Source organism: bacterium SCSIO 12827 (genome assembly GCA_024397995.1).
Taxonomy (GTDB): Bacteria; Pseudomonadota; Alphaproteobacteria; order Rhodospirillales; family Casp-alpha2; genus UBA1479.
Genome location: CP073746.1, coordinates 168,002 through 192,396, shown reverse-complemented (window position 1 = coordinate 192,396; position 24,395 = coordinate 168,002). Strand labels below are relative to the sequence as shown.

Annotated in this window: 26 protein-coding genes and 1 other RNA gene; 15 read left to right on the top strand and 12 right to left on the bottom strand. The window is 64.3% G+C overall.

Going from position 1 to position 24,395, the window contains the following annotated elements; genetic code table 11:
• Positions 1-54: 54 nt before the first annotated feature.
• The 4 genes from KFF05_00945 (at position 55) to KFF05_00930 (ending at position 2,201) form a co-directional block, all read left to right on the top strand.
• Complete coding sequence (locus tag KFF05_00945) at positions 55-1,077, top strand: LLM class flavin-dependent oxidoreductase (protein ID UTW51999.1); 1,023 nt, start codon at positions 55-57, stop codon at positions 1,075-1,077.
• Positions 1,078-1,380: 303 nt separating this feature from the next.
• On the top strand, positions 1,381-1,590 hold the full coding sequence (locus KFF05_00940) for a cold-shock protein (protein UTW51998.1): 210 nt from the start codon (positions 1,381-1,383) through the stop codon (positions 1,588-1,590).
• A 115-nt stretch (positions 1,591-1,705) separates the two neighbouring features.
• The gene (locus KFF05_00935; GenBank protein ID UTW51997.1) at positions 1,706-1,876 is read left to right on the top strand and encodes a hypothetical protein; all 171 of its coding nucleotides are present in this window, start codon (positions 1,706-1,708) and stop codon (positions 1,874-1,876) included.
• Between the two features lie 133 nt (positions 1,877-2,009).
• Entirely contained in the window at positions 2,010-2,201 is a 192-nt protein-coding gene (locus tag KFF05_00930) for a hypothetical protein (protein ID UTW51996.1), read from the top strand.
• Here the strand turns inward: KFF05_00930 and KFF05_00925 are convergent.
• A complete protein-coding gene (locus KFF05_00925) occupies positions 2,198-2,491 on the bottom strand; it encodes a GIY-YIG nuclease family protein (protein UTW51995.1) in 294 nt (97 codons plus the stop codon). The genes KFF05_00930 and KFF05_00925 overlap by 4 nt on opposite strands.
• Positions 2,492-2,555: 64 nt before the next feature.
• Between KFF05_00925 and KFF05_00920 the strand changes: the two genes are divergently transcribed.
• On the top strand, positions 2,556-3,191 hold the full coding sequence (locus KFF05_00920; protein UTW51994.1) for a DsbA family oxidoreductase: 636 nt from the start codon (positions 2,556-2,558) through the stop codon (positions 3,189-3,191).
• Here KFF05_00920 and fmt read toward each other — a convergent pair.
• Positions 3,188-4,114 (bottom strand): methionyl-tRNA formyltransferase, encoded by a 927-nt coding sequence (gene fmt / locus KFF05_00915; GenBank protein ID UTW51993.1) that lies wholly within the window; start codon positions 4,112-4,114, stop codon positions 3,188-3,190. The two genes, KFF05_00920 and fmt, sit on opposite strands and share 4 nt — an antisense overlap.
• Positions 4,115-4,167: 53 nt before the next feature.
• Complete coding sequence (locus KFF05_00910; GenBank protein ID UTW51992.1) at positions 4,168-4,695, bottom strand: peptide deformylase; 528 nt, start codon at positions 4,693-4,695, stop codon at positions 4,168-4,170.
• A gap of 128 nt (positions 4,696-4,823) precedes the next feature.
• Here KFF05_00910 and KFF05_00905 point away from each other — a divergent pair, with 128 nt between their 5' ends.
• Complete coding sequence (locus KFF05_00905; protein ID UTW51991.1) at positions 4,824-6,080, top strand: nucleoside:proton symporter; 1,257 nt, start codon at positions 4,824-4,826, stop codon at positions 6,078-6,080.
• Positions 6,081-6,090: 10 nt separating this feature from the next.
• On the opposite strand, the gene KFF05_00900 is transcribed toward KFF05_00905, so the two are convergent.
• Positions 6,091-7,521: a DUF4139 domain-containing protein gene (locus tag KFF05_00900; protein ID UTW51990.1), complete on the bottom strand. Its 1,431-nt coding sequence runs from the start codon at positions 7,519-7,521 to the stop codon at positions 6,091-6,093.
• Between the two features lie 109 nt (positions 7,522-7,630).
• Here KFF05_00900 and rmuC point away from each other — a divergent pair, with 109 nt between their 5' ends.
• Positions 7,631-8,752 (top strand): DNA recombination protein RmuC, encoded by a 1,122-nt coding sequence (rmuC, locus tag KFF05_00895; protein UTW51989.1) that lies wholly within the window; start codon positions 7,631-7,633, stop codon positions 8,750-8,752.
• Positions 8,753-8,762: 10 nt separating this feature from the next.
• Here the strand turns inward: rmuC and recR are convergent, their stop codons facing one another.
• Entirely contained in the window at positions 8,763-9,362 is a 600-nt protein-coding gene (recR, locus tag KFF05_00890) for a recombination mediator RecR (protein ID UTW51988.1), read from the bottom strand.
• A gap of 17 nt (positions 9,363-9,379) precedes the next feature.
• The gene (locus KFF05_00885; GenBank protein ID UTW51987.1) at positions 9,380-9,709 is read right to left on the bottom strand and encodes a YbaB/EbfC family nucleoid-associated protein; all 330 of its coding nucleotides are present in this window, start codon (positions 9,707-9,709) and stop codon (positions 9,380-9,382) included.
• A 60-nt stretch (positions 9,710-9,769) separates the two neighbouring features.
• Here KFF05_00885 and KFF05_00880 point away from each other — a divergent pair, with 60 nt between their 5' ends.
• Complete coding sequence (locus tag KFF05_00880; GenBank protein ID UTW51986.1) at positions 9,770-10,606, top strand: 3'-5' exonuclease; 837 nt, start codon at positions 9,770-9,772, stop codon at positions 10,604-10,606.
• A gap of 9 nt (positions 10,607-10,615) precedes the next feature.
• Here KFF05_00880 and KFF05_00875 read toward each other — a convergent pair whose 3' ends face one another.
• Together KFF05_00875 and ffs are read right to left on the bottom strand one after the other, a co-directional pair.
• Entirely contained in the window at positions 10,616-12,445 is a 1,830-nt protein-coding gene (locus KFF05_00875) for a DNA polymerase III subunit gamma/tau (GenBank protein ID UTW53519.1), read from the bottom strand.
• 94 nt (positions 12,446-12,539) lie between these two features.
• Positions 12,540-12,631: signal recognition particle sRNA small type (gene ffs / locus KFF05_00870), an RNA gene on the bottom strand.
• Positions 12,632-12,756: 125 nt separating this feature from the next.
• On the opposite strand from ffs, the gene nudC reads away from it, so the two are divergent.
• Positions 12,757-13,704, top strand: coding sequence for an NAD(+) diphosphatase (gene nudC / locus KFF05_00865; GenBank protein UTW51985.1), 948 nt, complete (start codon positions 12,757-12,759; stop codon positions 13,702-13,704).
• A gap of 14 nt (positions 13,705-13,718) precedes the next feature.
• Here nudC and KFF05_00860 read toward each other — a convergent pair whose 3' ends face one another.
• The 4 genes from KFF05_00860 to KFF05_00845 form a co-directional block, all read right to left on the bottom strand.
• The gene (locus KFF05_00860) at positions 13,719-14,945 is read right to left on the bottom strand and encodes a PAS-domain containing protein (protein ID UTW51984.1); all 1,227 of its coding nucleotides are present in this window, start codon (positions 14,943-14,945) and stop codon (positions 13,719-13,721) included.
• A gap of 320 nt (positions 14,946-15,265) precedes the next feature.
• Positions 15,266-15,742, bottom strand: coding sequence for a cupin domain-containing protein (locus KFF05_00855; GenBank protein ID UTW51983.1), 477 nt, complete (start codon positions 15,740-15,742; stop codon positions 15,266-15,268).
• A 29-nt stretch (positions 15,743-15,771) separates the two neighbouring features.
• On the bottom strand, positions 15,772-16,146 hold the full coding sequence (locus KFF05_00850; protein ID UTW51982.1) for a DUF983 domain-containing protein: 375 nt from the start codon (positions 16,144-16,146) through the stop codon (positions 15,772-15,774).
• A 5-nt stretch (positions 16,147-16,151) separates the two neighbouring features.
• On the bottom strand, positions 16,152-17,015 hold the full coding sequence (locus tag KFF05_00845) for a prephenate dehydratase (GenBank protein ID UTW51981.1): 864 nt from the start codon (positions 17,013-17,015) through the stop codon (positions 16,152-16,154).
• Between the two features lie 209 nt (positions 17,016-17,224).
• Between KFF05_00845 and KFF05_00840 the strand changes: the two genes are divergently transcribed.
• The 6 genes from KFF05_00840 (at position 17,225) to KFF05_00815 (ending at position 24,390) form a co-directional block, all read left to right on the top strand.
• Complete coding sequence (locus KFF05_00840; GenBank protein ID UTW51980.1) at positions 17,225-17,737, top strand: cytochrome c family protein; 513 nt, start codon at positions 17,225-17,227, stop codon at positions 17,735-17,737.
• Positions 17,738-17,825: 88 nt separating this feature from the next.
• Positions 17,826-18,566, top strand: a complete 741-nt coding sequence (gene hisN / locus KFF05_00835) for a histidinol-phosphatase (protein UTW53518.1) — start codon at positions 17,826-17,828, stop codon at positions 18,564-18,566.
• A gap of 102 nt (positions 18,567-18,668) precedes the next feature.
• Positions 18,669-20,492 carry an ABC transporter substrate-binding protein gene (locus KFF05_00830; protein UTW51979.1) on the top strand — a complete coding sequence of 608 codons (1,824 nt, stop codon included), beginning with the start codon at positions 18,669-18,671 and terminating at the stop codon, positions 20,490-20,492.
• A gap of 55 nt (positions 20,493-20,547) precedes the next feature.
• Positions 20,548-21,666, top strand: coding sequence for a microcin C ABC transporter permease YejB (locus tag KFF05_00825; GenBank protein ID UTW51978.1), 1,119 nt, complete (start codon positions 20,548-20,550; stop codon positions 21,664-21,666).
• Positions 21,667-21,745: 79 nt separating this feature from the next.
• Positions 21,746-22,765 (top strand): ABC transporter permease, encoded by a 1,020-nt coding sequence (locus KFF05_00820; GenBank protein UTW53517.1) that lies wholly within the window; start codon positions 21,746-21,748, stop codon positions 22,763-22,765.
• Positions 22,765-24,390 carry an ABC transporter ATP-binding protein gene (locus KFF05_00815; protein UTW51977.1) on the top strand — a complete coding sequence of 542 codons (1,626 nt, stop codon included), beginning with the start codon at positions 22,765-22,767 and terminating at the stop codon, positions 24,388-24,390. The genes KFF05_00820 and KFF05_00815 overlap by 1 nt, the downstream gene beginning before the upstream one ends.
• The last annotated feature ends 5 nt before the right edge of the window (positions 24,391-24,395 follow it).

Genomic DNA, 24,395 nt, shown 5'->3' with positions numbered 1-24,395 from the left:
GGTTCTGCTGCCCTGACGGGCTGCCCCGCCCACCGATCCTCTTAAGGCCTCTTTATGCTCAAGCTTTCCGTTCTCGACCAATCCACCGCCGCCCAGGGCCAAGCCCCCGATCAGGCGATCCGCGACACCATCGCCCTCGCCAAGCATTGCGAAGACCTGGGCTATGCCCGGTTCTGGGTGTCGGAACATCACGACCATCCGTCCATCGTCGGCACGGCGCCGGAAATCATCATGGCCGCCGTCGCGCAATCGACGGACCGCATCCGCATCGGATCGGCCGGGGTCATGCTGCCCCATTACGCGCCGCTAAAGGTCGCCGAGCAATTCCGCGTTCTGGAGGCCATCGCCCCCGGGCGCATCGATCTGGGCCTGGGCCGGGCCCCCGGGTCAGACGGCAAGACGGCACTGGCGCTCAACCTCAACGCGGGCGAGGACGCTGAACATTTTCCCGCCAACGTGCGCGACCTGATGGCCTGGGTGTCCGGACAGGAATTGATCGACGGTCATCCCTTCCGCGGCGTCGAAGCCCATCCCATGTTTCCCGGATCACCGGAAGTCTGGATGCTCGGCACCTCCGACTTCGGCGCCCAGGTGGCGGCGCATTTCGGCATTCCCTATTGCTTTGCGCATTTCATCACCGACGGCCATGGGGTCGAACGCGCGTTCGACATCTACCGCGAACGCTATCAGCCGTCGGAACGCCATCCCGAACCTCAGGCCAGCGTCTGTATCTGGGCACTTGCGGCGGAGACGGAGGCCGAGGCCGAACGCCTGTTCACGTCGCGCGCCCATGCCCGGCTGATGCGCGAAACCGGCCGGCGCGGCCCCATGGAATCGCCCGAGGCGCTGGCCGGATATGACTATTCCGAACCGGAGAAAGCCTGGCTCGCGAACTACCGGGAACGCTCCATCATCGGCACCGGCGATCAGGTCCTGGCCGAATTATCCGGGCGGGCCCAGGCCTACGGCATCGACGAGGTCGTGGTCTTGACCTGGACCTATCACCAGGCCGACCGGCGGCGCTCCTATGAGTTGCTGGCCGAGGCGGCGCGGGGGAACACGGTAAAAAATAACTGAAAAAGTCCGAATTATATTTCCGAACATCAGTTATTTTTCATGTCTTTATTTATTATTTCAGAACCATCCATCTTAAATTCCTGAATAATTTGCCCAAACAAACGGGTGGAATATTTTAACTGTTTGACTTCGCGCACCCATGCCCTTATGGTTCCGACCCAGCGAGTTGCATTTTGTTTTCGTGATTTGAAAGATCGGTCCGCCGGTCATCTTCGTGATCCCCTGACAATGCGAGCGTTATCCAAGCTGTTCGGCGCATGAGGCGTCGTACGGCACCCATACTCCTGTTAGAGGACATTAAAAATGACCACAGGTACCGTTAAGTTTTTCAACGTCGACAAAGGCTATGGCTTCATCGAACCGGAAGACGGTTCCAAGGACGCCTTCGTGCACATTTCCGCCGTCGAGCGCGCCGGCCTGAGCACCCTCAAGGAAGGCCAGAAGGTCACCTACGACCTGACCGCCGGCCAGAACGGCAAGACTGCCGCTGAGAATCTGTCGATCGCCGACTAATCAGAACGACGCCGGGTTACGGGAAGGGGTCCGCTTCGGCCGACCCTTTCCCGGCCCTGGTTTCGTCGGCGGCCCGCAAGGGCATTCTGATCCGTTCCCATCCGAAGAGGTAAAGATGGCCCGCAAGCCAAATTACGATTTCGAACGCAAAGAACGTGAACGCCAGAAGGCCGCCAAGAAGGCCGAACGCGCCGCCGCGAAAGAAGCCGCAAAGGCAGGCACGTCTACTGACGCCGACCAGCCGGCCGCCGATTCCGCGCCGCTCGGGACTGCATCTTCCGAATAACTTCGCCCCGGTGCGGCTGCCCCACGGCGCCGCCCAACGGGACCACCCCCACACAAACACCAATCACTGCCGGTTCGCGCCGGGGCCTTCGCCCTGCGCAGCGCGCCCGGCCAATCCCCCACTAGGAATTTTCATGACCACCGAACAAAACTTTCTCATCACCTATGGCCTGCACAACTTCGTCAGCCATGCCCCGGACCCGGCCTCGATGTCGGGCCGCAACGCCTTCGTCATCCGCCGCCGCGAAGGAGCCGACATGGTGCGCCATGCCACCTCCCTGATCGAAGGCAGCTACGGCGACCGCGCCGACATCCGACTGGTTTAATCCGGCTCCGCGATCCCGGTCATACCGGGGGTCGCGCCGTCCAGCAAGGCGCGGCGGAACTTCCGGTCGCGTTTCAGATGCCATTCCCGCGACATGGCCTCGCCCCGTGTGCGGTATCGTTCCACATACAGGATCCGCCAAGTACGGCCCCGTGTGGACTTCGCCCCCTTGCCCGAATTATGCGCCGCCAACCGCGCCCCGACATCCGTCGACCAACCGACATAGGTGCGGGCACTGGCCCCTTCTCTGCTGCACAGCACGTAGACATAACAGCCATGTGAACCGTTCATGGTTTGAAATCCGGCATGGGGGCCTTAGATTGAGGTCACATCCGCAGGACAAGGAATACCCCCGATGGCCGATCCGATCACCCTGGAAGTGTTTTCCGATTACGTCTGTCCCTGGTGCTACCTGGGCGACAATCGGGTGAAGCAGCTGAAGGAAAATTACGACGTCACCATCAAGCTGGTGCATTTCCCCCTGCATCCGGAGACCCCGGCCGAGGGCCGCACCCTGGCCGACATGTTCGGCACCGGACCGGAAGAGATCGCCCAGAAGAACGCCCGCATGCAGGGCCTGATGCAGGCCGAGGGCCTGCCCTTCAAGGACCGCAGCCATACCTACAATTCACGCCTGGCGCAGGAAGTCGGTAAATGGGCCGAAACCCAGCCCGACGGCGCGGCCATCCACGACAAATTCTTCGAGGCCTATTTCGTTGACCAGCGCAACATCGGCGACGTCGAGGTGATCCTGGATATCGTCAAGGCCGCCGGCCTGAATGTCGAGGAAGCCCGCAAGGTGATCGAGGAGCGGACCTTCAAGGACACCGTCGATGCCGATTGGGCCAAGTCCCATCAATACGGCGTCACCGGCGTGCCGACCTTCGTCGTCGCCGCCCCCGACGGCCAATTGCACGGCCTGGTCGGCGCCCAGCCCTACGAGGGCCTGGAGCAATTGGCCCAGGCCGCCGGGGCGACAAAGCGGGCCTAGACCTGCGTACCCTTGGAAAGATCGAAGCCGCGCAGGAAGTCGCCGGCGTCCATCGCGCCCTTGCTAGGGCGCTGCAGGCGCGTCGGACGGAGAGCGCCGTCGCCGCATTGAATTGTCGCGTGGTCGTCCAGCACCGTGCCGGGTTGGGCGGCGTCATCGCCATCGACCGCTTCCGCCGCCAGCACCTTGATGCGCTCCTTGCCGACCTCGAACCAGGTGCCCGGCCAGGGGGTGAAGGCGCGCACGGTACGGGCCAACTCAGCCGCCGGTTTGGTCCAGTCCAAACGTCCTTCCGCCTTGTCCAGCTTGGCGGCATAGGTCACGCCCGCTTCGGGCTGCGGCGTCGCCTGAAGCGTTCCGGCCTGCAATCCCTCTAGCGCCCTCACGATCAGCTTTGCTCCCAGCACCGAGAGGTCGTCGTGCAGCACCCCTGCCGTGGTCGCATCGGTGATCGGCAGTTTGCCGGTCAGCAGCATGGCCCCGGTATCAAGGCCCGCGTCCATCTGCATGATGGTCACCCCAGTCTCCGCATCGCCCGCCTGGATCGCCCGCTGAATGGGGGCGGCCCCGCGCCAGCGCGGCAGCAGCGAGGCATGAATGTTGAGGCAACCCAGGCGGGGGGCATCAAGCACTGCCTGGGGCAGGATCAGGCCGTAGGCGACGACCACCGCCGCATCGGCCTTCAGCTCCGCGAAGGCCGCCTGTTCCGCCGGATCCTTCAGGCTTTTCGGCGTGCGCACGGCAAGGCCCCTTTCCAGCGCGAAGGCATGGACCGGACACGGCGTTTCCTTGTGGCCCCGGTTGGCCGGACGCGGCGGCTGGGCATAGACGCATTTCACACGATGGCCCGCATCCAGCAGCGCCTGAAGCGCCGGGATCGAAAAATCGGGCGAACCCATGAAGATGAGATCGAGGGCGGTCATGGAAGGGTTTTAGAGGGCATCACGGGCGCGGTAAAGCGCCGGGGCGGAAACGCTCAGGCCGTGGCCTCTTCCGCCTGCAGCTTTTTGAACTTCTGCAGCTTCTTGATGATCATGTTGCGCTTCAGGGACGAGATATGGTCGACGAACAGCACCCCGTCCAGATGGTCGATCTCGTGCTGGATACAGGTCGCCAGGATGTCATCGGCATCGATGGTGCGGATTTCGTTCTCGCGGTCGAGATAGCGGACCTTCACCGCCTCTGGGCGCACCACCTCGGCGAAATGTTCGGGCAAGGACAGGCAGCCTTCTTCATAGCTGCGCTCGTCCTCGCTTTCCCAGATTACTTCCGGATTGGCCATCTGCATCGGCTGACGGTCGTCGCCGTCGCGCGCCACATCGACCACGATGATGCGTTTCAGAACCCCGACCTGCGGCCCCGCGAGGCCGATGCCGTTGGCGGCGTACATGGTGTCGAGCATGTCGTCCATGATCTTGCGCACCTCGTCATCGACCTTGTCGACGGATTCGGCCCGGCGCTTCAGGCGCGGATCGGGGGCAACGATGATTTCAAGCACGGACATGACGGCAGTTTAACCCAAGCCTCTGGAACGGGGAATTCCCCCCAGATATGGCCTTGGGCGGCAATGGTCAAGGCTTAGCGCCATTCTCGCTTGCCCTGGCCGGCGATGCGGCTACTCTCAACCCCGCAATGATTTGGCAGAGCATCATCGGTCTGGCCGGCTTCGTCGCCTTGGCCTGGGGTATCGGGGGATTGTGGCACGGGGGGTTCAAACGGGCCTTTCCGCTGCGCATCGTCCTGGGCGGGCTGGCCCTGCAGGCGGCGATCGCCCTGGTGCTGCTCAATTTTCCGCCCGCCAAGGCCCTGTTTCTGGCCGCCAATCGGGCCGTGCTGGCGCTGCATGACGCGACCCTTGACGGAACCAAGGTGGTGTTCGGCTATGTCGGTGGCGGCGCCCTGCCGTTCACGGAAAGCTTTCCGGGCGCCAGCTTCATCCTGGCGTTCCAGGCCCTGCCTCTTGTGCTGGTCATCAGCGCGCTCTCGGCCCTGCTGTTCTATTGGCGGATTCTGCCCGCCGTGGTGCGTGGTTTCGCCTGGGCGCTCAATCGTACCCTGGGGCTGAGCGGTGCCGCCGGGGTGGCGACGGCGGCCAACGTGTTCGTCGGCATGGTCGAAGCCCCCCTGCTGATCCGCCCCTATCTCAAGCGGCTGGCCCCAGCCGATTTGTTCCTGGTCATGACGGCGGGCATGGCGACCATCGCGGGCACGGTGCTGGTGCTCTACGCCACCATTCTGAAGGACGTGCTGCCCGACCCGGCCGGCCATCTGTTGACGGCATCGCTGATGAACGCCTCGGCCGCCGTGGTGATCGCCCGGCTGATGATGCCGGCCCCCGAGGGCGCGGCCGATACGGCGCCCCTCGACCCCTCACCCGACCACGGCGCCATGGAGGCGATCACCCGGGGCACCGGCGAGGGCGTGCAGTTGCTGATCAACATCACCGCCATGATCATCGTGCTGGTGGCCCTGGTCAGCCTGGTCAACCTGGCGCTCGGCCTGATCCCGGACGTCGGCGCGGCGCCGCTCACCCTGCAACGATTGCTCGGCTGGGTCATGGCGCCGGTGGTCTGGCTGATGGGCGTGCCCTGGGCCGAAGCCCCCCAGGCCGGCAGCCTGATGGGCATCAAGACCGTGTTGAACGAATTTCTGGCCTATCTGGAAATGGCCAGAATAGGGCCGGAGGTCTTGTCCGACCGCACGCGCATGATCATGGCCTACGCCCTATCGGGCTTCGCCAATTTCGGGTCTCTCGGCATCATGATCGGCGGCCTGGTCGCCATGGCCCCGGAACGGCGGGCCGAGATCGTGCGCTTGGCGCCCATGACCATGGTGTCGGGCACGCTATCGACCTGCCTGACCGGGGCGATGGCGGGGATTCTAGGCTAAGGCACAGGGGCTAGCGCAGCACCCGCACCTTATAGGTCAAAACCAACTCTCCCTTGCCCGGCACTTCGACCAACCAGCGCGCCCGGTCGCCGGACCGCTCATGGACCAGGGAGTTTTCAACGATGGTCCAGTCGCCGGGCAGGACCTCGGCGATGCGCACCCGCGCCGGTTTGGCGCGGCCGTTGGCGACCGTGATCTTGAACGCCGCCTCCACGGTGCGGCCCTGGGCGTCTAGGCGCTTGAAGGCCGTCTGTTCGCGCTTCACCGTGACGTCGAAGGCGCGGCCCAGGGTGACGATCACCCGGCCGCCGTCCGGCGTGTCGGAAATGCGGTCCGATCCCGCGAACAGGGGCTGTCCGTCGGAAGCCGTACGGTAGGCGCGGACCACCCCGCCCGGCAGGGGCAGGCCGCCCGCGACCAGGGATTTGTTGTCGAAGCTGAGCCGCACCTGGGGATGGTCCGGCGTGGTGTCGCCCGGGGCCGGGCCGAACAGTTGCGGATGGCCCAGGCTCAGGAGCGTTTCCGACACCGGCACCTCGACCGGGCCGAGCAACGCCACCTGCTTGCGCTCGCCGGAGGCCAGGGTCTGCGCGCCCGCCAGAGTATAGACATGCACCGCCCCCTGGGCCTCGCGCACGGGCAGGGCCGCGTCGGCGGCCGCCCCACGTGCTTCGGCCATCATCATGCGGGGGGCCTTGGCCATGGGTTGTCCCCCCATCGCACGGTTGACCTCGCCCGCGACCAGGCGCAGGCGGGCCGCGTCCATGGCGACGCCGGTATCGTTCTGCACCGACGCCCAACCGGTCAAACTGACCCGCCCGCCGTCCGGCGCCACGACCGCCGTGTAATCCGTGGACCAGGACAGGCCCTCGGTGATGTAGGTCAGGGTCAGACCGCGCGCCGCCGCACCGGCATTGATGCGGGCCGTCAGGACGGGCCGCGCCGACAGGCCGCCGAGATCGTCGGGGAACACCAGCCGTCCCGGCATACCGGTCTCGATCCGCCCGCCCATGCGCAGGACAACGCCGTTCTGAACGGACAGCACCGTCGCTTTTTCGACCCGCTCCTCGCCCGTGGTCGGATGCACCTTGACCACGCCGACCTCCTTACCGAGGAAGCGTTCAAGCAGCGCGCGCGGGGTCAGCAGATTGCGCGACAGGGACAAGGAATGCACCGTAACGTCGCCGTCGTCACCGGCCAGGCGCAGGCTTTCCGCCAGGGTGCGGTGGCTGATGCCGTCGAGCACGATATCGCGCGGCCCGGCCTGCGGCGTCAGGGCCCGGCGTTCCCAGACCTGGCCGAAGCCGCCCGTGAACACGGTGACCACCCGGTCGGGGGCAGGCGCCGGGGCCTGGGCATGGCCGCGAATCGGCAGAACCAGGACCGGCAGGGCCAGGGCGGCGGCGGCCAGGATACGGGGGCGGCGGGACAGGCGGGACATGGCGGTCTCCTTGGGATCGGGCGGGGGGACGGGTTCCCTATTTGTTTTCCCGTCCCGATTGCGTCAAGCTTGGCCCTTAATTTCGCCGGAAACAAGGCAGCGACACGTCATGGATGTGACCTTTTTGGACAACACGGGCGCGGTCCTCGGCATCGGGCTTGCCCTGCTGGCGGCGCTGATCGCCGTGGTTTATGCCGTGACCCAGCGCGCGCGGCGGGAAAACCTGGACCAGATGGCCCGCATCACGGAAATGGCCGAGGCGCTCGCCCGCCAGCAGTCCGAACTGTCGGGCGCCCTGCAGCAATCGCAGATGACCGTGAACGACCGCCTGGACGGGCTCGGCAAACGACTGGGCGACAGCCTGCATCAGCAGTCGGAGCGCACGGGCCAGTCGCTGAAGACGCTGTACGAACGCCTCGCCGTCATCGACACCGCGCAGAAAAACCTGACCGACCTGTCGCAGCAGATGGTCGGCCTGCAGGATATTCTCTCCAACAAGCAGGCACGCGGTGCGTTCGGCGAAATCCAGCTGAACGACCTGGTGACCGCGACCCTGCCGCCCTCGGCCTATGAATTCCAGGTCACCCTGAACAACGGCAAGCGGGCGGACTGTTTGCTGAAGCTTCCCAACCCGCCGGGCTCCATCGTGATCGACGCCAAGTTCCCGCTGGAAAGCTATCAGGCCCTGCGCGACGCCGGTTCGGACGAGGCCGCGCGAACCGCCGCCGGGCGCCGCTTCGCCCAGGACGTGAAGGCCCATGTGGTGGCGATTTCTGAAAAATACATCGTGCCCGGAGAGACGGCGGAATCGGCGCTGATGTTCCTGCCGTCGGAAGCGGTCTATGCGGAACTGCACGCCAACTTCGTCAACGTGGTCGAGGAAAGCTACCGCCGACGGGTGTGGATCGTCTCGCCGACCACGCTGATGGCGACCCTCAACACCGTGCGCGCGATCCTGAAGGATTCCCGTATGCGCGAGCAGGCCCATGTGATCCAGGCCGAGGTCCAGAGGATGATGGAGGACGTCGGCCGCCTCGACGACCGGGTCGGCAAGCTGCAGACCCATTTCGATCAGGCGACCAAGGACATCCGCGATATCCGCATTTCGACCGACAAGATCACCAAGCGGGGCGAAAAGATCGAGGACCTGCAATTGTCCGATGAAACCCCGGCCGAAGACCTGCCGCCGGCAACCGCGCCCAACCTGCGCGTGCTCGGCCGGGACGATTGATCACCTGCGGTTAAAGCGGCCGCCGCGCCTTCATGGCGGCGGTCAGGGTGCCGTCGTCCAGGTAATCCAGTTCGCCGCCCACGGGCACGCCGTGAGCCAGGCCCGAGACCACGACATCCTTGCCCAATCCCGCGACGCGGTCGGCGATGTAATGGGCCGTGGTCTGGCCGTCGACGGTGGCGTTGGTCGCCAGGATGACCTCTTTCACCCCGCCCGCCTGAATGCGCGAACAGAGGCCTGGAATGCGCAGGTCCTCGGGCGTCACGCCGTCGAGGGCCGAGAGCGTGCCGCCCAGCACATGGTAATGGCCCTTGAACCCGGCCGTGCGTTCCAGCGCCCAAAGGTCGGCCACGTCTTCGACCACGCAGATCTGCGCGCCGTCGCGGCGGTCATCCGTGCAGATTTCGCAAGGGTCGCGGGTGTCCAGATTGCCGCAGATCGAACAGGTCTTGATGTTGGTCGCCGCCGCGTCCAGCGCCCGGGCCATGGGCTCCATCAGACTGTCCGGCCGCTTCATCAGGTGCAGAACGGCGCGGCGGGCCGAGCGCGGGCCCAGGCCCGGCAGCTTGGCCAGCAGGGTGATCAGGCGATCAATGTCGGAGGTGACCATGCCGAACGGTCAGGCGATCAGAACGGCAGCTTGAAGCCGGGCGGCAGGCCGAGGCCGCCGGTCAGGTCCTGCATGCGGGCCTGCATTTCGCGCTCCGCCTTGCCCTTGGCGTCGTTGATGGCGGCGGTGATGAGGTCTTCCAGAACCTCGACATCCGTGTCGGCACCGGACAGCAGGGACGGGTCGATCTTGACGCCCCGGGCCTCGCCCTTGCCGTTCAGGGTCACCTCGACCATGCCCGCACCCGATGCGCCCGTGACCTCAAGCGCCGCCAGTTCTTCCTGCATATTGGCCATCTTGGCCTGGATTTCCTGGGCCTGCTGCATCATCTTGCCGAGGTTCTTCATGGGTCGCGTCCGCTTCTCAATGGGTGCCGGGGATGGGTTGGCCAGTGTATAACAGTCGTCATGCAGCATAGAAACCTCTTCGTCTTCGACATCGAAACCGTCCCCGACACGGATGCCGTGCCGGCGCTGACCGGCTTCGATGATCCGGACATCCAGGCCCGGCGCGACGAGCTGTCGCGCTATCACCTGGAAATCACCGACGGGCGCAACGATTTCCACCGCCAGCCGTTCCATCGCGTGGTCGCCATCAGCTTCCTGGAGGCCGAGATCGAACACACGCCGAGCGGCGGCGAGATCTATCACCTGAAGGAACTGCGTTCCGGCGGCGAGGCGAGCTTCGGCGAAAAGAAACTGCTGCAAGGCTTCTTCGGCTATTTCGAGCGCATCCGCCCCCGGTTGGTCAGCTTCAACGGCCGTGGCTTCGACCTGCCGGTCCTTAAATACCGCGCCATGGCCCATGGCGTGCAGGCCCCGCTGCTGCACGACACATCGAACAAATGGGAAAACTACACGGCGCGCTACGCCCTCGACTGGCACTGCGATCTGATCGAGGCCTTGTCGGATTTCGGGGCGTCGGCACGGATCAAGCTGAACGAGGTCTGTTCGATCCTGGGCTTGCCCGGCAAGTTCGGGGTCGACGGATCGCAGGTCGCACCGATGTTCGATGACGGGCGGGTCGCCGAAATCCGCGATTACTGCGAGACCGACGTGCTGAACACCTATCTGGTCTACCTGCGCTGGCAGCACCATCGCGGCGTGCTGTCGACGGAGGCGCTCAACAAGGCCTTGGCCGACGTGATCTCATTGGTCGACGCCGAGGGCGAAGCCCGCCCGCACTTGCGCAAGTTCATCGAGGCCTGGGGCGAGGCATCGGGCAATAAGTTTCTGATGGATTAGGCCCGAGGTTCAGGCGTCGTCGCCGTCCGGATGCCGGACGTCGGAAATCGCCGCCCCCGGGAAAGCCTCCATCACCGCCTTGACCAGGGGATGCTGGGACACCTCGTCCTTTTCCGCCGCCTGGGCCTTGGCCCGCTGTTCGGCCAGGGTCGGCTGGCCCGTTTCGTTGGACACGGTGACCATCCAACGCTCGCCGGTGACGGATTTCAGAAACCGGCCCAGATCGCCCGCCAGGTTGTCGGGCGCCCCCGGGCCCGGGCGGAATTCCATGCGGCCCGGCTCGAACGTCACCAGATGCACCTGGGCCATCATGTGAGATTGCAGGATACCTTCTTTCAGTTGCCCGGCGAGCGCCACCAAATCGGTGAAGGTGTTGATGCGCGCCTGCAGGGGGGCGTTGTCCGCCTCCGACGTGGGGGCCGGATCGTAATCCGGTTCCCCGTCGTAATCGGGGACGTCGTCGTAATCGGGTTCGGGCTGCGCCAGGGCGCGGGCCGTGCCGCCGCCGGCAGGTGGTGCCGAAGCCGGTGACGGCGCCGGTCCCTGTGGCGCCGTGGCCTGCGGTGCCGGCGCTTGCGGGGCGGAAGCCTGCGGTGCGGACGTGGCGGGCGCCGGGGCGGCGACACCCTCGTCGGTCAGCCGGCGGATCGCTTCCTCGGGGGTCGGCATGTTGGCCGCATGGGCCAGCCGCACGATGATCATTTCCGTCGCCTGGATGGCGTTGGGCGCGTGCTGCACTTCCCCCACGCCCTTCAACAGCATCTGCCAGGCGCGGGCCAGGGCGCCCATGCCGAGGCGTTCGGACAGGTCCTTGCCGCGCACGCGCTCGATCTCGGGCACGGCGGGGTCGGACAGCGTTTCCGCCACCAGCTTGGCGCGGGTCAGGAAGTGAACGATTTCCAGAAGGTCGTTCAACACCGCCGCCGGATCGGCGCCGTCCTGATACATGGATGCCAGTTGGTTGAGGGCACCCGGCGTGTCGCCCTGGAGCGTCTTTTCCAGAAGGTCGAAGCCTTGCGAGCGGTCGGCCAGGCCCAGCATGTCGCGCACCAGATCCTCGCCGATCGCCCCTTCGGTCATGGCGATGGCCTGATCAAGGATCGACAGACCGTCACGCACGGAACCGTCAGCGGCGCGGGCGATCAGATGCAGGGCGGCTTCGGAAATTTCCGCCCCTTCCTTTTCGCAGATGCCCTTGAAGTGATCGGCCAGGCGCTGCACCTCGATGCGGCGCAAGTCAAACCGCTGGCAGCGCGACAGCACCGTCACCGGCACCTTGCGGATTTCCGTGGTCGCAAAGATGAACTTCACATGTTCGGGCGGTTCTTCCAGCGTCTTCAACAGGGCGTTGAAGGCGTTCTTCGACAGCATGTGAACTTCATCGATGATGTAGATCTTGAACCGGGCCGAGGTCGGCCGGTAGCGCACGCCGTCGATAATTTCGCGGATGTCGTCGACGCCGGTGCGGGACGCGGCATCCATTTCCATGACGTCGACGTGGCGATCCTGGGCGATCGCCTTGCAGTTGGCGCAGACGCCGCAGGGTTCCACCGTCGGCCCGCCGGTGCCGTCGGGGCCGATGCAGTTCAGCGCGCGGGCGATGATGCGGGCGGTCGTCGTCTTGCCGACACCGCGCACCCCGGTCAGCACGAAGGCATGGGCGAGGCGGCCCGCGGCGATGGCGTTGGTCAGGGTGCGGACCATCGCTTCCTGGCCGATCAGGCTGGTGAAGTCGGTCGGCCGGTATTTGCGCGCGAGAACCTGATAGGCCGCCTGGTCGGGGGCGGCGTCACCCCCGCCGGAAGCGGCGGGTGCGGGGTGGTCCCGGGTTGCGTCCATATCGTCCATGGGCCGTCCGTGGCGGGAGGGGCTGGTTGGCCCGGCTTTGGGCGGCGGCGGCACCCCTTGGGGCCGCGCACCTGGGGAAATTAAGCGGAGACTGGCACCGACCCGGGCCGAAACTCGTTACGGCTGCTTCCTTCCGGACCTGACCGGGTTCGCGAGGAAGCCCGTCCGGGCCAGTCTCCTGCCCCTAATATAGCAACTCTTGGCGGGGTTTCCACAAGCGCGGCGCACATCCTTGCTGGGGATAAATCGCGGACCCTGTCAGGGCCGTTGCCAAGGGCCGGTACCTGTGCCAATTTTCCCGAATGCCAAAAAGATTGATGTATACGGGCGGTCCCCTGGACCGGGCCGGCGACCGGCGGCGCGGTGACGCTGCCGTCGCGGAACTTCTCAGCCACCCCAAGGCCCGGGTGGCGCCCGTGTGGCGCGACCGCAATCTGGTGGAACCGGGGGATAACCCTCGGGCCGGTTGGCTGACCGGCGAGGCGGCGGTCACCGTCACCCTGCATGCCAGCGTGCAGGTGTTCCTGGGCCTTTGGGAAGACGCGCCCTATTTCGCCGTCGACCTGTCCCATCACGAAGAACACGCCCTGCCGGACTTGGTCAACGGCGCCACATTCGAGGATCTGCGCCAGGTCGGACGGCTGCTGGCCGCCGATGAGGCGACGATCCTGGCCTATGCCCGGGGCATGACCCATTGGCACCGGCGGCAGAAATACTGCAGCGATTGCGGCAGCCCGACAGAGCCGAGGGACAGCGGCCATGTCCAGGCCTGCACCAATGCGGATTGCGGACGCAGCCATTTCCCACGCACGGACCCGGCGGTCATCATGCTGGTCACCCACATGGGGGCCGACGGCGTCGATCGCTGCCTGCTGGGCTGGTCGACGCGCTGGGATTTCCCCATGTATTCGACCCTGGCGGGCTTCGTGGAACCCGGCGAAAGCCTGGAGGAAGCGGTCGCCCGCGAGGTGCTGGAGGAATCGGGCATCCGCGTTGACGACGTGACCTACCGGGGATCGCAGCCCTGGCCGTTCCCGGCCTCGCTGATGCTGGGCTTCCGGGCCGGGGGGCTCAACGACGACATCAACGTCGACCCCACGGAAATCCGCGAGGCCAAATGGTTTTCCCGCACCGATCTGGCCCAGTTCGGGGAATTCTACGGCGAAACGGACCCCAATCGCCCGCGCCTGCCGCGCACGGACAGCATTTCCCGCCGGCTGATCAACGACTGGATCGACGAGGGCGATTGAGCCGCGCCCTCCCCTTAGTCGGGGTGGAACGGCAGGGTAAAGCGGACCGCCGACCCTCGGCCCTCGGTGCTTTGCACCAGGATCTGGCCGCCCTGCTTTTCCACCAGTTCCTTGCACAAAAGCAGGCCGAAGCCGGTGCCCGTCTCTCCATTGGTGCCTTTCGATGACAGCTTTTGATCGAGGCGGAACAGCTTTTCCAGTTTCCCCGGATCCATGCCGACCCCGGTATCGGAAATCTCGATGAACCCGAAGTCCCCGACTTCGCCGGAGGTCACCGTGATCATCCCCCTGTCCGGCGTGAACTTGATGGCGTTGTCGATCAGGTTGCGCAGGATCGTGTCGACCATATGGGCATCGGCATGGACCCGCCGCTTCAGGTCCGCGTCGTTGTGGAGCGTGATCTGCTTGGCCGACGCCAGCGGCCCCAATCTGTTCAGGCTGGTCTCGATTGCCTGTTTCGCATCCATGGCGGCGGGCTCGAACTCCATGCGGTCGAGTTGCAGGCGCGACCAGTCCAACAAATCTTCCAACAACTTGTATGCCTGCTCCGACGCGCGGTGAAGCATCTTTCCGTATTCAGAAATTTCCTTCGGGCTCATGGAAGACGACCGGGTGGCGAGAATTTTCGAGAATTGCAGAAGCCCCGAAAACGGACTTTTAAGGTCATGGGCGATGATCGCGAAAAAGCGGTCCTTCTGAGCGTTCAGTTTTTCCAGTTCGTCCCGCTGCGCCTCGATCTCCCGCCGGGCCTGGCGGAGATCGGTGATGTCGGCGCGAACCCCCACGATGCCGCCGTCGCGGGTTTTCCGTTCCTCGACGCGGATGATCCGGCCGTCGGGCATGTTGAATTCGACCGCCCCCTTGGGATTGAAGTGATGGTCGAGCCGGCGGCGAATCCAGGTTTCCACGTCGTCTCCGTCCTCGGGCCCCCATTGCCCCGTTTCGACGCCCGTGCGCAGGCAGGTTTCATAGGACACGCCGGGCACGAAAACGTCGCGCGCCAGGGGATACATCTCGGCGATCTTGCCGTTGACCAGGACCAGCCGGTCATTCGCATCGAAATAGATCAGCCCTTCGGAAATGCCTTCAACCGCCGCCGTCAACATCTGTTCGTTCCGCCGACTATCGGCAATGACCCGCAACAGACCGACCGTCAGCAGAACCATGCCGCCCAGAAATCCGACGACGTATTGCACCATCGGATAGGCACCGGCACCGTCCAGGTGGCGCCAAAAATGCATCGTGGATGCAAACGACAGAACGCAAAGCCCGGCCACAACCCACGCCCAACCCGGACGTTCGTTCAGCGCTTTTGCCCTTCCGACATGGAAAATGTAGAAAATCAGAAAAACAAGGCCTGCGGCAAATACGCTTTCGGCAAGAATATCGGTCATCTTCGTGTTGACCTGACGTTCCAACAAGAGCTTGGCGCGGCTCATGAATAAGCCACATTATTGTCATTGTATTCAGATCGAAAAATATACCATTACACGCCGTATTGATACGGGCCTGAGGTCATAAATGAATATGCAAATTGGTCCACTCTGGGCAGGCGCCCCGGTCAATAAGGGCTGCCGTCCTTGTGGGTGAACAGCCACTGGCCGTCCGGGCCCAGGTCGGCCTGAATGTCGTCGCGGGGATAGCTGGCCGCGTCGCCCGGCGTGCGGTCGCCGACTTCTAGGTACAGCACGTCGGCCGCGGTCCGGTTGACCAGTTGATGAGCCGAACCGCCGGCGGGAAAACCCGCGCACATGCCGGGCGCCAAAAGCGTTTCGCCCTCTTCCGTGACCAGCGTCGGCGATCCTTCGAGGATGTAGACGAATTCATCCTGCCGGGTATGACGGTGCAACAGCGCCGATTCGCCGCCCGGCGCCAGCCGCGTCAGGTTGACGCCGAAATTGCCGAGCCCGAACAGGTCGCCCAATTGGCGTTTTTCCCGCCCGGCCATGCGGCTGAAAAACGGTTCCGGATAGGTCGAGGGCTTGGCCCGGGGGGCGACGTCCAGCGCCCGGACGGCAGACGGCTTCTCATCGGTCATGCTGGATGAATCTCCCTCCCGGGCAGAAATTACTGCGTTTCGTCGCCGCGCAGGCCCAGGTGCCACATCAGGCCCAGGATGCCGCCCTTCACCCGCGGCAGCAGCGCCAACGTGAGGCCCAGGGTCACCGGCACGGCGACGCCCAGCAGCATCCAGGTCGGCGGCGACATCAACTGTTCGCTCATCAGCAGCATCGGCACCACCATATGGCCGACGATGGCGATGGTGAGGTACGGCGGGAAATCATCGGCCCGGATATGACCCAACTCCTCGCCGCAATGGGGGCAGTCGGTGACCTTCAGATAGCCCTTGAAGCTATGGCCGATACCGCAGCTGGGACAACGACGCGCGAGACCGCGCAGGATGGCGAGCCCCAGGTGGGGCCGGATGTCTTCGAAGGTCACGGGGGTCATACTCCTTGATTGGCGGCGGTTTTGCGGAACGGATGGGCCGGATAGGTGCCCAGCACCTTGATCCATTCGGAATAATGGGACAGGTCCTCGAAGGCCAGCTTGACCGAGGGCGCATCCATATGGCCCTCGACCTCGGCGAAGAACTGGGCCGCCACGAAATCGGGGCCGACATAACTTTCCAGTTTGGTCATGTTGACCCCGTTGGTGGCGAACCCGCCCATGGCCTTGTAGAGGGCGGCCGGAACGTTGCGCACACGGAATGTAAAGCTGGTGATGTACGTCTCGGACTCATTATAGGTCGGCGATTCCGCCGTCAGTGACAAGATCACAAAGCGCGTGGTGTTGTGTTCCGCGTCTTCAATGTTCTGTTTAAGCGAACAAAGGCCGTAGATCTCTCCGGCTAGGCTGGACGCGATGGCGGCCTGGGATTGCTCGCCCTGGGCCGCGATGTCCTTGGCCGCCCCCGCCGTATCGACATGAACCACCGGCGTGACGCCCAGTTCGCGGATCAGGTTGCGGCACTGGTTGAGCGCATGGACATGGCTGTGGACATGGGTCAATTCGCCGATTTTTGTGCCCGGCACGGCCAAAAGATGGTGATGCACCCGGTGAAAATGCTCGCCGATGATGTGCAGGTCGGAATCCGGCAGCAGATGGTGGATGTCGGCGACCCGCCCGGCGACGGAATTTTCGATGGGAATCATGGCCAGCCGCGCACGGCCGTCATGCACAGCGGCAAAGGCGTCTTCGAAGGTGCGGCAGGGCAAGGGGTCCATGTCGCCCCGCGCCTCGCGGCAGGCAAGATGAGAATAAGCGCCGGGCATGCCCTGGAGGGCGATGGAGGTAGCGGAAGAAGCCATGGCTGAACGGTCTTGGGGGTCCGGATGGGGAAAGGCCCGGAGATGCCGGGCGTTTTCAGAAACTTGCGGGAGTATCGTTGGCAGGGCTGCCGGTGTCAACGCGGGCCGGACCGGAGATTCACCGCAAGGGACGGAAGGTGGCTTATGCCGCTTGAACATGGCGGCATGGGCGGTTAAATTCCCCGCAACAATCGGCAAAGGAAAACACCATGCAGTTCTCCCGGATGGAAAAACTCGGTTTCGGCGTTCTTGTGACGGCTTGGGTCGTGTGGGGCACCAACAAGATCGGCGATACGCTGGTCCACGCGAACGAGCCTGAAAAGATGGGCTTTGAAGTCGCCGTCGCCGACCAGGGCGATGCCCAGGACGCGGCGCCCAAGGAAGCCGAAAAGCCGGTGATGGAACTGATCGCCACCGCCGACCCCAAGGCCGGCGCCAAGGTGTTCAAGAAATGCACGGCCTGCCATTCGGCGGAAGCCGGCGCCAAGCATAAGATCGGCCCCAATCTGTGGGAGATCGTCGGGCGTGGCCAGGGCAAGGCTGACGGCTTCAACTATTCGGGCACCCTGGCGGGCCTGGGCGGCACCTGGAGCATCGAGGAATTGAACAAGTTCCTCGACAATCCGAAGGAATACGCCCCGGGCAACAAGATGACCTTCCGCGGCATTCCCAAGAATGCCGACCGCGCGGCCTTGTTGGTCTACATGGAATCCCTCAAGTAAGTCTTTCGCGGCTTTCATTCGACCGGAGGACGGCGCCGTGACGCAACCGACCACGGACGCCCTGACCGCCCAATGCCTGGCCTTGGCCATGGACATGGCGGCCCGAGCGCGGGAAATCGTGCTGGGCCATTACGGCACGGCCCCCGATGTCGAGGACAAGGCAGAGCTGAGCCCCGTCACCATCGCCGACCGGGAATGCGAAGCGGCCATGCGCGACATGATCGCCGCCGCCTTCCCCGGGCACGGCATCTTCGGCGAGGAATTCGGCGCCGAAAACGCGGACGCGGAATTCGTCTGGGTGCTTGACCCCATCGACGGCACCAAGGCCTTCGTCACCGGCAAGCCCCTGTTCGGCACCCTGATCGGCCTGTTGAAGGACGGCGCTCCCTGGATCGGCGTCATGGACAATCCGGCCTTGGATGAAATCTGGGCCGGCGCCCCCGGCCTGGGCGCCACGCGCAACGGCGAAGCCGTACGCTGTCGGCCCTGCCCCGATCTGGCCTCTGCCTGGCTGTACACCACTTCGCCGCAGATGCATCAGGGCCTCAACTTCGGCCATTTCGAAAACCTGCGCCACGGTTGCCGCCACGCGCTTTACGGCGGCGATTGCTACAGCTACGGAACGTTGGCCCGCGGCCGCGCCGATCTTGTCTGCGATTCCAGCATGCAGCCCTATGACTATGTCGCCCTGGTCCCCATCGTCGAAGGGGCGGGCGGGCGCATGACCGACTGGGCCGGCGGCACTCTGGGCCTTGGCGGCGACGGCACGGTGATCGCATCGGGCGATCCCGCATTGCACGGTCGGGCCGTGGCCGCGCTCGGCGGCTGATATCCGTCACAGGCTTGCCATAATGGCAGGCCACTTCTTGACCGGAACCGGCTAATCTCCATATTCCGACGCAGCGAACACCGCATACCGGGGGAACCAAAGATGCGATTTCTGAGCGCCCTTCTCGTCCTCACCTGCCTGTCCCTGCCTGCCGGGGCGGCCGATGCGCCCAAGCCGGTGCACGGGCTGGCCATGCACGGCGACCTGAAGTACGGCCCGGACTTCAAACATTTCGACTACGTCAATCCGGACGCACCCAAGGGCGGTACCGTGCGCCTGGGCGCCACCGGTTCGTTCGACAGCTTCAACCCCTTCATCATCAAGGGCACGGCGGCGGGGGCCTCCGGCTTCGTCTACGACACCCTGATGGACGACGCGGCGGACGAACCGTTCAGCCAGTACGGCCGCTTGGCGGAAAGCGTGACCATGCCGGAGGACCGCAGTTGGGTGGAATTCCAACTCCGCAAGGAAGCCCGCTGGCACGATGGCATGCCGGTGACGGTCGACGACGTGATCTTTTCCTTCAACATCCTGGTCAAGGAGGGAGCACCCTTCTACCGCTTCTATTACGGCAACGTGGCCGAGGTGACGCAGACCGGCGAACGGTCCGTGAAATTCACTTTCAAGCCGGGCGAAAACCGGGAATTGCCGCTGATCATCGGCCAACTGACGGTCCTGCCCAAGCACTACTGGAAGGACAAGGACTTCAACAAGACGACCCTGGAGCCGCCGCTCGGCTCAGGCCCTTATAAGATCACCGAGTTCGAGGCCGGCCGCTTCGTCAAGCTGTCCCGCGTCAAGGACTACTGGGGCAAGGACATCCCGGTCATGAAGGGCTACAACAATTTCGACGAGATCATTTTCGACTACTACCGCGATTCCAACGTGGCGCTGGAGGCCTTCCTGGCCGGACGCTACGACTACAAATCGGAAAATTCGTCCAAGGCCTGGGCCACGGCCTATGAGACCCCCGCCGTGAAGAAGGGCGTTCTGGTCAAGGAACAGATCCACCATGACCGCCCGGCGGGCATGCAGGGCTTCGCCTTCAACACCCGGCGCGAATTGTTCAGCGACCCCCAGGTGCGCCACGCGCTGGCTTATGCCTTCAACTTCGAATGGTCGAACAAGGCCCTGTTCTACGACCAGTATGAGCGCACCCGCAGCTATTTCCAAAACTCGGAAATGGCGGCGACGGGCCTGCCGGGGCCGGAGGAGCTGAAACTTCTGGAACCGTTCCGCGCCGACCTGCCGCCGGAAGTCTTCACCCAGGAATACAACCCGCCCCGTGGCGACGAGAGCGGTAACATCCGGGGCAACCTGCGCACCGCGTCCAAGCTGCTGACCGAGGCCGGCTGGGTGATCAAGGACGGCAAGCGCATCAATGCCAAGACGGGCAAGCCCTTCGCCTTTGAAATGCTGCTGGTCTCACCCCTGTTCGAGCGCATCGCCCTGCCCTTCGCCAAGAACCTGGAAAAGCTGGGCATCGCCATGACCGTGCGCACCATCGACACGGCCCAATACCGGCGCAGGCTAGATACCTTTGATTTCGACATGGTGGTCGGCGGCTTCGGGCAGTCCCTGTCGCCGGGCAACGAACAGCGCGAATTCTGGTCCACGTCAGCGGCCGACCAGGAAGGGTCCCGCAACATCATCGGCATCAAGTCCAAGGCCGTCGACGCCATCGTGGAAAAGCTGATCGCCGCCCCGTCGCGCAAGGATCTGGTCATCGCCTCCCGGGCGCTCGACCGCGTGCTGCAATGGGGCCATTACATGATCCCCAACTGGCATGCGCCCTATGATCGCATCGCCTATTGGGACAAGTTCGCCCGGCCCAAGGTGACGCCGACCCGCGGCAACCAGTTTTTCGCCTGGTGGATCGACGCGGCCAAGGCCCAGTCCCTTTCCGACCGTAAGAAAGGGTTGTGATCAGACCCCACAGGAACGGTAGCCGCCAAGGCCGTCAGGCCGTATCATCGCCGCCATGTTCGCATATATCCTTCGCCGACTGCTGCTGATCCCGCCGACGCTGCTCGGCATCATGATCATCAATTTCGCCGTGGTGCAGATCCTGCCCGGCGGGCCGGTCGAGCAATTGATCGCCCAGATCGCCGGCGACGACGTGTCGTCGACCGCCCGGGTCTCCGGCGACGCCGGGTCCGAGGTCATGGCCGCCAAGCGCCCGGCCCAGGGATCGGGCGGCGATAGCACGGTGACCAGCAAATACCGGGGCGCGCAAGGCCTGCCGCCCGAATTCATCAAGGACCTGGAACGCCAGTTCGGTTTGGACAAACCGGCGCATGAACGCTTCTGGCTGATGATGAAGCGCTATGCGACCTTCGATTTCGGCGACAGTTATTTCCGCGACCAGTCGGTGATGCAACTGGTGCTCGACAAGATGCCGGTGTCGATCTCGCTCGGCCTGTGGACGACGCTGCTGGTCTATCTGATCTCGATCCCGCTGGGCGTCGCCAAGGCCGTGCGCGACGGATCAAAATTCGACATCTGGACCTCGGGCCTGGTGATCTTCGGCAACGCGGTCCCGGGCTTTCTGTTCGCGATCCTGCTGATCGTGCTGTTCGCCGGCGGGCGCTATTGGGACATCTTCCCCCTGCGCGGGCTGGTCTCGGAAAACTTCGCTGAGCTTTCGACCTGGGAACAGGTTAAGGATTATTTCTGGCACCTCACCCTGCCGATCTCGTCCATGGTCATCGGCGGCTTTGCCGGGCTGACCATGCTGACCAAGAATTCGTTCCTGGAACAGATCAACCAGCAATACGTGGTGACCGCCCGGTCCAAGGGCCTGACGGAACGCCAGGTGCTTTACGGCCACGTGTTCCGCAACGCCATGCTGATCGTGATCGCGGGTTTCCCCTCGGCCTTCATCGGCATTCTGTTTACGGGGGCCTTGCTGACCGAGGTGATTTTCTCCCTCGACGGGCTGGGGCTGCTGGGCTTTGACGCGGCCCTGACCCGCGATTATCCGGTGATGTTCGCGACACTGTATTTCTTCACGCTGCTGGGCCTGGTCATGGGCATCATCGGCGACCTGATGTACCACATCATCGATCCGCGCATTGATTTCGACGCGCGCGAGGTGTGACGCCGTGAGCCCGGATACCGCAACCGCCGCCGAGACCACCGCGCCACCGCTACCCGGCCGGCGCGTGTTCGGCCTGCGCATCACGCCGCTGACGGAACGGCGGCTTGCCAATTTCCGGCGCAACCGCCGGGGCTACTGGTCGCTGTGGATTTTCGTGCTGTTGTTCGTGCTGTCGCTGGGGGCAGAGTTGATCGCCAACGACAAGCCGTTCCTGGTCTATTTCAACGGCGGGTTCTATGTCCCCGTGGCCGAGGCATACGCGGAAACCACCTTCGGCGGCGAATTCGCGACAGAGGCCGATTACCGCGATCCTTACGTCAAGGACCTGATCAACGCCAAGGGCTGGATGATCTGGCCGCCCATTCCCTATTCCTACGACACGATCATCAAGGACCTGCCGGGCCCGGCCCCCTCGCCCCCGTCACTGAACAATTGGCTGGGCACCGACGACCAGGGCCGCGACGTGATGGCGCGCATGATCTACGGGTTTCGCATTTCCGTTCTGTTCGGCCTGGCGCTGACGGCGATCAGCGCCGTGATCGGCATCGCCGCCGGCGCCGTGCAGGGCTATTTCGGCGGCTGGATCGACCTGTTGGCGCAGCGCTTCATGGAGGTCTGGTCGGGCCTGCCGACCCTGTACCTGCTGATCATCCTGGCCAGCGTCGTGACGCCCAGTTTCTGGTGGATCCTGGGCCTGATGCTGATGTTTTCCTGGATGGCCTTCGTCGGCGTCGTGCGCGCCGAATTCCTGCGCGCGCGCAATTTCGATTACGTGCGGGCGGCCCGGGCCCTGGGCGTGTCCGACGGGGTCATCATGTTCAAGCACGTCCTGCCCAACGCCATGGTCGCGACCCTGACCTTCCTGCCGTTCATCCTGTCGGGCTCCATCACCACCCTGACGTCGCTCGATTTCCTGGGCTTCGGCCTGCCCGCCGGGTCGCCGTCCCTGGGTGAGTTACTGAACCAGGGCAAGAACAACATCCAGGCCCCCTGGCTGGGCTTCACGGCGTTCTTCTCCCTCGCCATCATGCTGTCGCTGCTGGTCTTCGTCGGCGAGGCCGTGCGCGACGCCTTCGACCCCCCGAAGGTCTTCAAATAATGTCCAAGCTGCTGGAAATCGACGATCTGCACGTCACCTTCGGCGCCGGGGATGGCGCCGTCACCGCCGTGCAGGGCGCGAGCCTGACCATCGGCAAGGGCGAGACCCATGCCCTGGTCGGGGAATCCGGGTCGGGCAAATCCGTGACGGCGCTGTCGGTCATGCAGCTGCTGCCTTATCCGCTCGCCAGCCATCCCAAGGGATCGATCAAGTTCAACGGCGAGGAACTGATGGGCGCACCCGGCGGGGTCATGCGCAAAATTCGCGGCAACCAGATCGCGATGATCTTTCAGGAACCGCTGACCAGCCTCAACCCGCTGCATTCCATCGAAAAGCAGATCGCCGAGGTCCTGTTCCTGCATCAGCACATGACCGCCAAGCAGGCCCGCGCCCGGGTGCTGGAACTTCTCGACCTTGTCGGCCTGGGCGAGGCCGCATCGCGTCTGCAATCCCTGCCCCACGAGTTTTCCGGCGGCCAGCAGCAGCGCATCATGATCGCCATGGCGCTGGCCAACAATCCGGACCTGCTGATCGCGGATGAGCCAACGACGGCCCTGGACGTGACCATCCAGGCCCAGGTTCTGAAGCTGATGAAGGAGATTCAGCAGAAGCTGGGCATGGCCATGCTGCTGATCACCCACGATCTGGGGATCGTGCGGCGCATGGCGGACACGGTCTCGGTCATGAACGACGGGCGGATCGTCGAACAGAACGCGACCGAGACGTTGTTCAACGACCCGCAGCACGATTATACCCGCCACCTTCTGGCCGCCGAGCCCAAGGGCCGGCCCGAGCCCGCCGACCCGGCCGCGCCGGAGGTGCTGCAGGGCCGCGACCTGAAAGTATGGTTCCCCGTCAAACGCGGGTTCCTGCGCCGCACCGTCGGCCATATCAAGGCCGTCGACGGTATTTCGCTGGCGCTCAAACGCGGCCATACGCTGGGCATCGTCGGCGAATCGGGGTCGGGTAAAAGCACCCTCGGCCGGGCCTTGCTGCGCCTGGAACGCTCCCGGGGCGACATCCTGTTCGAAGGCGCCAACATCCAGGGCTGGCAGTTCAAGCAGATGCGGCCCTTGCGCCGGGAAATGCAGATCGTGTTCCAGGACCCCTTCGGCAGTTTGAGCCCGCGGCTTTCGGTCGGCCAGATCATCGAGGAAGGCCTGATCGTCCACGGCCTGGGCGGAGACGGCGCCGCGCGCCGGCAACTTGTTGCCGAGGCCCTGCATGAGGTCGGCCTGACGCCCGAGCTGCAGGATCGCTACCCCCATGAATTTTCCGGCGGCCAGCGCCAGCGCATTTCCATCGCCCGGGCGTTGGTGCTGAAGCCCAAGTTGATCGTCCTGGACGAGCCGACTTCGGCGCTCGACATGTCCGTGCAGGCGCAGATCGTCGAATTGCTGCGCGACTTGCAAAAGAAGCACGATCTGGCCTACCTGTTCATATCCCACGATCTGAAGGTGGTGCGCGCCGTCAGCCATGAGATTGCCGTCATGCGCCAAGGCCGCGTCGTCGAATACGGGTCTGCACAGCAGATCATCGACGAACCCAAGGATCCCTACACCAAGGCCTTGATGGCCGCCGCCTTCGAATTGAAGGCCGACGAAACCGGAGTCGTCTCAACATAATGGTT